The organism is Sphingobacterium wenxiniae (assembly GCF_900116225.1).
GTDB lineage: Bacteria > Bacteroidota > Bacteroidia > Sphingobacteriales > Sphingobacteriaceae > Sphingobacterium > Sphingobacterium wenxiniae.
The window spans coordinates 60,140-68,622 of sequence record NZ_FOZZ01000016.1 but is presented as its reverse complement, the minus strand read 5'-3'; the positions used below and the strand labels follow the sequence as shown (position 1 = coordinate 68,622).

The following is an 8,483-nucleotide window of genomic DNA, read 5'->3' as shown; positions in this document are numbered from 1 at the left end:
AAGGTCGGTATCTACCTTAATCCGGACCCCATTGGGATAGATCACCTCTACATCACTATTTCTGCCGGACTTATCGAGCGTTATAAATCTTCCCCTGTCAGTGTCGTTTTCTTTGCTGCGCGAAAACCAATAATAAAACGTAGCCTCATGGATCCCATTTTCCTCGCAGTAGCGTTTCTTGCTCATGCCGCTCTGCTGCCAGTCCGCTATCATCGAAAGCATCTGTGCTCTTTTTTCCTCTTTGCTCATACAGCAAAGCTAGGACTTAGATGAATGCTAAAAAATATGTACTTGGTAGGGCGGATACTAGCCACTATAGTATTTATAATCCTTTCTTTAGTAACTTTATATTTCGAGATACAAAAAATACAAAATCGCTATAAATAACAGGTATTTTTCCTTTTGTTGTTCCTGTATTGGCTATATACTAAACCAACAATCCATATTTCGTAGGATGTTCACACCAGATAAAGAAATATGGTTATTTTTGGGATAATTATAAAACAGCACTCAATATGCCCGAACAGCAGAATATACCTGCCTGCGGTTGAATACCGCAAATCGTACACTTTGCTTTAACATTATCTGTTAAAATTCAGTCAAGTATTTTGTTTCGTTTACTTGACAATCAAACAATGTCAAGTTTTTCGCTCCATAAACTTGACATTTGAAAAACTAATCTTACCTTTGCACGATGACTTTGGCAACTCAAATACGCAATAGGATAAAACAATTTCCCGAAGGAAAAACCTTTGGTTATGACGATTTGCGTATTGCCAAAGAAGATTATACCACAGCCGCAAAAGCATTGGAACGCCTGCAAAAAACAGGGCTTATCAAAAAAATTTCCAAAGGTATTTTCTACAAACCCGAACAAACGGTTTTTGGCGAGTTGATACCCGATTACAGCGAACAACTTCGCCCCTACTTGTTTGAAAATGGAGAACGTATTGCTTATGAAACGGGCATTTCGCTTTACAGAAGTTTGGGGCTTACTACACAAATGGCGTTTCGCATTAAAATAGCCAGTCGGGGAAAACGCATTGACATCAACAGAGGCACATTAAAAGCTGATGGCGTGAAAAGTTATGCGGAAGTAACGGAAAACAATTATGAAGTTTTGGGGCTTTTGGATGCGTTTAAAGACATCAAGAAAATTCCCGATACTTCGGTCGCCCAATCCGTTAAAAGATTGAGCGCCATTTTAAAAGATTTGGATAAAAAGCAAACCGAAACATTGATAAAATATGCTTTGCTTTATCCGTCAAGAGTTCGGGCTTTGGTGGGAGCTATTTTGCAAAATATTGGCTATAAAAACAAAGATTTGGATAAACTGAAACAAAGCTTGAATCCGCTTACAACCACCAAATTAGGTTTAAAAGAAAATGAATTGCCAACAAAAAACAATTGGTATATCCAATGAAATTGCACGAAAGCATATCGCTATACACGGACGCCATTCGGTTTACGGCACAACAGAAAAACCTACCGCCCGAATACATAGAAAAGGATTATTGGGTAACGTATGCTTTATTCAATATCTTCAAAAATGATATAGGCAAAGAAACCGTCTTTAAAGGCGGAACAGCGCTGTCAAAATGTTTCGGAATGATACAACGGTTTTCGGAAGACATTGATTTGGTCGTGTTGAGAAATGAAAGCGAAACAGGAAACCAACTGAAAACAAAAATCAAAAAGATTTCCAAATGCGTTTCAGATGTGCTTCCCGAAATTGAGATTGAAGGCATTACCAACAAGCTTGGAATGATACGCAAAACAGCACACAGCTACACAAAAACTTTTAAGGGAAATTACGGACAAGTTCGGGATAACATTATAGTGGAATCCACTTGGTTGGGAAATTTTGAACCTTACACAACAGCAAATGTAAGTTCGTTCATTTACGAAATGATGTTGCAGGGCAATCAGCAATCACTCATTGACGAATACGAAATGAATCCGTTTGAGGTATTGGTGTTGAACCCCAAAAGAACGTTGTGCGAAAAAATAATGAGTTTGGTTCGTTTCTCTCAAACACAAGAACCCATTACCGATTTACGAAACAAAATCCGACATACTTACGACATTCATTTAATGTTGAAAGATGAAAATCTAAAATCTTTCTTTCAATCGGACGACTTTGAAACAATGCTTTTGCGAGTAGCAAATGATGACATCACAAGTTTCAAAAACAACAACGAGTGGTTAGCCAATCACCCAATGACAGCAATTGTTTTTGCTGATACAACAGGCACTTGGAATAAAATCAAAGATGTCTATACGGCAAGTTTCAGCGAATTGGTTTTTGGCAAACTTCCTCCCGAGACAGGTATACTGAAAACACTAACAACAGTAGCGGACAGATTGAAACCAATAGAATGGAACATAAAGCCATAAGATTAAAGCCAGAATGAAGCCAAGTGTTTTCCCACCGCTCATTAGTGGCTTGCGAAACCCCACCGCTCTTGCCCTTGCTGTTCTCGCTTTGGCTGTTTACGGAATTGATTTGTCGACCTAATTCTATAAAAAAAGGATTGTTATTATCGGGATACTTATCGTATCTTTATGATAACAAAGTACATTGACTGATTGGAAAAGGTTCTATCAAGAGAACTCAAAAGCCTACAAAGCAGAATAGATAAAATGAGACCTATTCGGTTACCTCTCTTGATAGTTTACTTGCTAACAATAATATAATCAACGCATTAGAGGTGTGGTGGAAAATCCTGCCACCCCGACAAAAGCCACTGATTATCAATGGCTTTTTCTATTTTCGGACATATTTCGGACAGAATTGTGTGGATTTTCCGGATCATACTGAAAGTTTTGGGGGTGAATATATTTAAGCATACAATTTCATTACTCTATACAAGAAAAAAGTAGTATCTCTTACCCCACGGAATACACTACGAAACGCTTTTAATTTAGCATTGAAAGACTCAGCTGATGCATTTGTACTTCTGTTATCGAAGTAATGAAGTATTTCAGGATGATGTGCTGCTATCGACTTTGCTACACTCTCAAAAGAGATGATGCCCGCATTCTCTACTTTATTATGCCATAAACCCAACTTGGTAAAGGCAAGTGTTTTGTCTTTGCATTTGGTAAAAATATCTCCTAAAGCAATCCCTAAATCATATGCTTGTCTTAGCTTTGGAAAGCGAATAAACAATAACTCTGCACGATGTTTTTGACTTTCTGTCCACCGGCTTGGATGCTTGAATAACAGATGTCTAGATCTAGCCAATAGCTGCTTGATGGTATCCCCATTGGATAATACTTCTGGCTCATAAGACTTCCCCGTTTTATATTTGAAAAGGACTGCCAAATCTGACAACAAAACCGAAAACAAATAAACAAAAAAGCATCTCTATTAAAAATAGGAGGTTTTTCTTGGTCACCTCGCTGGTACAAAACTCAACACTTTTAAAGCCAAGTTTATGTACATAAAAATGAATGTTTTTATTTTTAAAATACAGTAGACAATACACAAACTTTAGTTTCTGGAAATAGATTGACTTATCATTTTATCGGTAAAAGTGATGCTAATTTCCTCTTACTTCAAATTAACTTTTCACCATTGATGAAACGTCTTTCTTTATCAATATGAGTTCGTTATCCTTAAACTCAAAGAAGTGCTTGTTTGTCCAGCTCCAAGATTTTCCCTCTCTGAAATTGAAACCGTTTGCTTTGAAAAAGATGGTAATCATATTACCCTCGATTTCTAACTCTATTTCGTCAAAAGTATCTTGAACTGTTGCTCCGTCAGGTATTGTGGGGCAGTTCTCCAGTTCTTTCAATATGTCTTTATTGTTTCTGAACCAAAAGCGAAGAAGATCTAAATGCTTGGGCGAGCACTGATAACCTAAATCCAAAGCCCAAAGGATTTTGCATTTTAAATTACTTCTGTTTTCATTCGCATTTTTATCCCATACGCATTCGTTTCCGATGAACGTAGCTACATAAGCCAATGCCGCTTTTTCGGGTTCCGAAATCGTTTTGATGTATTCCTCGTCGAGTATAATAACGCTGAACTCTCCGTCTAAGTCTTCCACATACTGCATTTCCCGCCAAAGAAATTTTACTTTTTTATCGGTTAGTTTTAAGGACGCTAGTCTTTTGGCGGAAACTAAAAACTCTTTATAATCCAAATACTCTTGATCCCCTGCATAGCGAATGCTGTCTGTTTTCCATTGGATTTCAAGCTTGTCTCCTTTTACGAAGCCATATTCCTTTGTCCAATCATAAACCAAACTCGCTGTATCGTTACCATTGCTTACGAACATTAGGGGATAGTCTCCATTGTCATTAAACTCAACAAACTCGATCGTATCGGTATATAATTTCCCGAGTTTCAGTTTGTCCTTAGGTCTTAAAGGGCTTTTAAATTCGCTAAAATCAGTACTTGTCTGTAGTGGATCTCCTGAATTTGAATGGATATCGTTCGTTGCTTTCTGCGTTTTGTTGTTGCAGGAATAGATTGCAAAAGTGAGGATGCATAGTATGAGAATATTTTTCATTTTTTTTAATTTAATCGAGTTCAATTATGCCATTTCAAATTGATTAGTAAGTGAAAATTTTAAATAAAAGTAATGCCATCGCAACCACAGAAACCAAGATAAGCAGCCAGAATAAAAAATTAATACCATTTGCTACAAAATCCAGAAAATTCCTTTTGCTTAATGCATGTTCTATGATATAGTCTTCAAGGAAGATTGCTTCGGTTTCTAGTTTTTGAATGGCTTTGGAGTTATTTTCAAATGGATTTTTATAAGTAGGCATAATGATAAATAAACGGAAGTTTATTCTCAAAAATTTCATAGGAAAGAATGTCGACAAACACGTGTGTACTTGCAAGCTATCTATTTCTTCGATGCTATTTCCTAACGTATAGCGTGGTTTGTCTATAGGTAGAAACAGCTGTAAATCCTTAGACCATCTACTTACCCAATAGACTATTGAAAGTCCCAGCAAACCGAAAAATATGCGCTTTGGCAAAATTTCTCCTATTGTAAAAATGGGCCAGCTTGTTACAAGGCAAGAGATCAATATCGCTACGAGTACAAAAAATAAAATCATTCTTCTGTAATCGATTGCTTTAAAACGAAATGAATCATCCGATTTACGCACCTTATTGTTTTTTCTTAATCACATAAAAACCTTCATTATGCCAGGTTGTGCTATTTCTGTTCCCTGAAGCCCATATAAACGATAAGCTTTCTGTATCGTTGAATTGGCTCGGTACATCAAAGACATACGCATGATTGTCTACCGTTCCTATACCCAAACCAGCCCGAGTGGCCATTGTTTTGAAACACAATTCTTCACCTTTCACTTTTAAGCTATTGACCGCTTCACCAACATATTCTTGTGGTAACCAAGATAAAGGTAGTAGAAACCAAATGGTCTCAGGATAATTGTATTTCTCTAATTTTTTAAATTTACTGACCTTCAATGAGGTTTGTGCGGTATAAGAAAACCCCTTGTGCGGAAAATCTGCCTCATAATTTTGTGTCAACTGCGCATCCGTTTTACGATTAGCATTGCTATATGTTCTTTTTTTGACATCCTTCATGATATACAGCGGATTTGATTTAGGTTCCAATTCTGGAGTATCGTCAAAAAAGCTATAATAATTTTTAGCCTGTTCAGTAGCATAAATAGTGCCTGCATTTTCATTTTGAATTAAGGTGGTCCATTTGTCCGCGATGTAAAAGTGGATTGCTTCTTCGGATACTGTACTGTCTACTGCTGTATAATAACGATCAAATATCACATAGGTCGCTCGCTCATAATTGGATCGGAACAGGATTTCCCATTCTGCGCTATGTGTACTGTCCGAAAGGTGACGCACTTCGGTATAGGGTTGTATTATTGGTTTTTCGTCATGTAAATTGATTATTCCTTTGGAAGTCAAAACAAAATGCGCTCCTTCTACATCATGCTGAATTTGATGACCTTCTGAAGCTAATATTTTAAACGTCACTACTCCTTGATGGTTTATTTTCGCTACACCTTCTGAAGTGCTTGCTACATAATATTTTTTGCTGGGTTCGTAGTATATCGAGCCATATTCGCCCAAAAGAACGGTTTCGATGGTATAAGTTTTACTTTCTATCTTTTGTGTCAGAAAAGGAAGCTTATCATCTGACTGCTGTTGTAAAAAGTTGGTAATTCGTACATTTACGAGTGTCAGTTGGTCCAAAACCAACCAAATAAACAGGATAGAAAGTACGGTAGATAACATTTTTATATTCATTATATGTGGATCTATACTATCTCCAGACTACTTAAAAGCATCTGTAAGACAGAAACACTCTCCCATCAAATACAGCCCGCTCCATAAGCAAAAACTATCCTTAGTGTTCAGCACAGCGGTCACTAAGGATTTTAATAACAACAAGTAGTCTCCAGACTACTTAAAAGCATCTGTAAGACAGAAACACTCTCCCATCAAACACATTCGTAAATACCTTTCAAAACTTAAACAACCGCCTATGGATGTGCAAACGCAAATAGATATAGAAGCACACCGAGATAAGAATTCCCGCACCTCCCATAATATATAGTGTGCTTTTAATCCCGATATAACTGGCCAAGGCGCCAACCAACAAAGCCCCGATAGGAGCAATCCCCTGAAAAGCCATCACATAATAGCTTATTGCCCGGGCTCTATAAATAGGCACAGCATGAGTTTGTATATATGTATTAATGGAAGAATTTTGCATCATCATCGCAAATGACACACACATTGTAAAGAACAATGCCGAAGGTAAATAGTGTGCAAAAGCCAATAACATCAAAGCCACTCCCATCATAAAAGCTGAGAAAAGCACACGGTAACGCAGGTTTTGCCCAGTACGCAAACGCGCCATCTGCACAGCACCAATCATCGCCCCAAGCCCGGCAGCACTCTCAAACCAGGAAAAAGTCGCCTCATTGCCACTGAATAAATCCTTTGCCACTGCAGGCAATAACGATGTATAGGGAATAACCAACAAGCTTGAAAAAGCCAGTACAACAATCAAAGAAGTAATATGCGGTGATCTGCTTAGATAATTGAAACCCTCGACCAAACCTTTCCAATTACTTTCCTTCACAGCTTTTACGTCAGGCTCGTCCACGCTCATCAACATCAGACAAATCAATACCGGAATAAAGCTGATAAAATTGACCGCGAAACAGACGAACTCCCCATACATAGAGAGCAGCACACCGCCTATCGCAGGACCAACCATACGTGCCGCATTAAAAATCGAGGAGTTCAATGCTATAGCATTGGGGAGGTCTTTGCGATTATCCACCAGAGAGACCATTAACGACTGACGCCCCATCACATCAAACGCGTTGACCACTCCCTGTATAAAACCCAAGATAGATAACAGAAACACACTTTCCCACTGCATCCCCACAACCAAGGTCAGCAAACCCGCCTGTATCATCAACCCAATTTGAGTTAGAAATACCAGCTTATATTTTTTGTGCTTATCCACAAAAGAACCAATAAAAGGCGACAACACCAGAGAAGGCAGCAGCGCTATAAACTGTACAAAACCCAGCCAAAAAACCGAGTTGGTCAACTCATATACCAACCAGCTTATCGCTATACGCTGCATCCAGGTCCCTAAAAGGGAAATAGATTGACCGATGACATGCAACCGAAAGTTGGGGTATTTGAGAGATCTTAGAATGTCCATTCAATAAATGAAATGTTTTAAACAAACTTGTGCAAGATGAAAATAATATAGCTACTTTTGTAACATAAAAGACTGCATATAGTTTTTTAATTTCTTTATTTCACTAAAAATCAACAGTTAAAAGATGAAATTTTTTATTGATACCGCAAACTTAGCACAGATCAAAGAAGCGCAGGACTTAGGTGTTTTGGACGGTGTAACGACTAACCCAAGCCTTATGGCCAAAGAAGGCATCAGTGGCGAAGAGAACGTAATCAACCACTACAAAGCCATTTGTGCAATTGTCGACGGCGATGTAAGTGCCGAGGTAATCTCGACCAACTATGAAGACATGATCAAAGAAGGTGAAGCGTTAGCGGCATTGGATGAGAAAATCGTAGTTAAAGTTCCGATGATCAAAGACGGCGTAAAAGCTATCAAATATTTCAGTAGCAAAGGCATCAAAACCAACTGCACATTGGTATTTTCAGCCGGACAGGCATTATTGGCAGCTAAGGCTGGAGCAACATATGTATCGCCATTTATCGGACGCTTGGACGACATCTCTGTGGACGGTTTAGGATTGATTGAAGAGATTCGTTTGATCTATGACAACTATGGTTTTGCTACCCAGATCCTGGCAGCATCTGTTCGCCACAGTGCACATATTCTAGGTTGTGCTAAGATTGGCGCAGACGTAATGACCGGTCCATTATCAGCGATCACATCCCTTCTGAAACATCCATTGACCGACAGCGGTCTGGCACAATTTTTAGCGGACCACGCAAAAGCAGCAGGTAAATAAAA

At 38.4% G+C, this 8,483-nt stretch carries 9 protein-coding genes; 3 read left to right on the top strand and 6 right to left on the bottom strand.

What is annotated here, in order from left to right:
- The coding region (tnpA, locus tag BM375_RS16070) for an IS66 family insertion sequence element accessory protein TnpA (protein ID WP_093367552.1) at positions 1 to 249 on the bottom strand (249 nt) is incomplete at its 3' end.
- A gap of 445 nt (positions 250 to 694) precedes the next feature.
- Between tnpA and BM375_RS16065 the strand changes: the two genes are divergently transcribed.
- Together BM375_RS16065 and BM375_RS16060 are read left to right on the top strand one after the other, a co-directional pair.
- Positions 695 to 1,423 (top strand): DUF6088 family protein, encoded by a 729-nt coding sequence (locus tag BM375_RS16065; RefSeq protein ID WP_093367550.1) that lies wholly within the window; start codon positions 695 to 697, stop codon positions 1,421 to 1,423.
- Complete coding sequence (locus tag BM375_RS16060; RefSeq protein WP_093367549.1) at positions 1,420 to 2,397, top strand: nucleotidyl transferase AbiEii/AbiGii toxin family protein; 978 nt, start codon at positions 1,420 to 1,422, stop codon at positions 2,395 to 2,397. Before BM375_RS16065 ends, BM375_RS16060 begins: the two co-directional genes overlap by 4 nt.
- 445 nt (positions 2,398 to 2,842) lie before the next feature.
- Here the strand turns inward: BM375_RS16060 and BM375_RS16055 are convergent, their stop codons facing one another.
- The 5 genes from BM375_RS16055 to BM375_RS16035 all read right to left on the bottom strand — a co-directional run bounded on the left by BM375_RS16055 (position 2,843) and on the right by BM375_RS16035 (position 7,697).
- Positions 2,843 to 3,328 (bottom strand): transposase, encoded by a 486-nt coding sequence (locus BM375_RS16055; protein ID WP_244525933.1) that lies wholly within the window; start codon positions 3,326 to 3,328, stop codon positions 2,843 to 2,845.
- Positions 3,329 to 3,566: 238 nt separating this feature from the next.
- A complete protein-coding gene (locus BM375_RS16050; RefSeq protein WP_093367547.1) occupies positions 3,567 to 4,520 on the bottom strand; it encodes a hypothetical protein in 954 nt (317 codons plus the stop codon).
- A 43-nt stretch (positions 4,521 to 4,563) separates the two neighbouring features.
- On the bottom strand, positions 4,564 to 5,130 hold the full coding sequence (locus tag BM375_RS16045; protein ID WP_093367546.1) for a hypothetical protein: 567 nt from the start codon (positions 5,128 to 5,130) through the stop codon (positions 4,564 to 4,566).
- A gap of 1 nt (position 5,131) precedes the next feature.
- Positions 5,132 to 6,259 (bottom strand): hypothetical protein, encoded by a 1,128-nt coding sequence (locus BM375_RS16040; RefSeq protein ID WP_093367544.1) that lies wholly within the window; start codon positions 6,257 to 6,259, stop codon positions 5,132 to 5,134.
- Positions 6,260 to 6,476: 217 nt separating this feature from the next.
- On the bottom strand, positions 6,477 to 7,697 hold the full coding sequence (locus BM375_RS16035; RefSeq protein WP_093367542.1) for an MFS transporter: 1,221 nt from the start codon (positions 7,695 to 7,697) through the stop codon (positions 6,477 to 6,479).
- Positions 7,698 to 7,821: 124 nt separating this feature from the next.
- Here BM375_RS16035 and fsa point away from each other — a divergent pair, with 124 nt between their 5' ends.
- Positions 7,822 to 8,481, top strand: a complete 660-nt coding sequence (gene fsa / locus BM375_RS16030) for a fructose-6-phosphate aldolase (RefSeq protein WP_093367541.1) — start codon at positions 7,822 to 7,824, stop codon at positions 8,479 to 8,481.
- Positions 8,482 to 8,483 lie beyond the last annotated feature (2 nt).

What these genes read in the sequence shown, in the direction of transcription:
- BM375_RS16050 (WP_093367547.1), bottom strand. Translation starts at nt 4,520, where the DNA reads ATGAAAAATATTCTCATACTATGCATCCTCACTTTTGCAATCTATTCC.
- BM375_RS16040 (WP_093367544.1), bottom strand. Translation starts at nt 6,259, where the DNA reads ATGAATATAAAAATGTTATCTACCGTACTTTCTATCCTGTTTATTTGG.
- BM375_RS16060 (WP_093367549.1), top strand. Translation starts at nt 1,420, where the DNA reads ATGAAATTGCACGAAAGCATATCGCTATACACGGACGCCATTCGGTTT.
- fsa (WP_093367541.1), top strand. Translation starts at nt 7,822, where the DNA reads ATGAAATTTTTTATTGATACCGCAAACTTAGCACAGATCAAAGAAGCG.
- BM375_RS16035 (WP_093367542.1), bottom strand. Translation starts at nt 7,697, where the DNA reads ATGGACATTCTAAGATCTCTCAAATACCCCAACTTTCGGTTGCATGTC.
- BM375_RS16065 (WP_093367550.1), top strand. Translation starts at nt 695, where the DNA reads ATGACTTTGGCAACTCAAATACGCAATAGGATAAAACAATTTCCCGAA.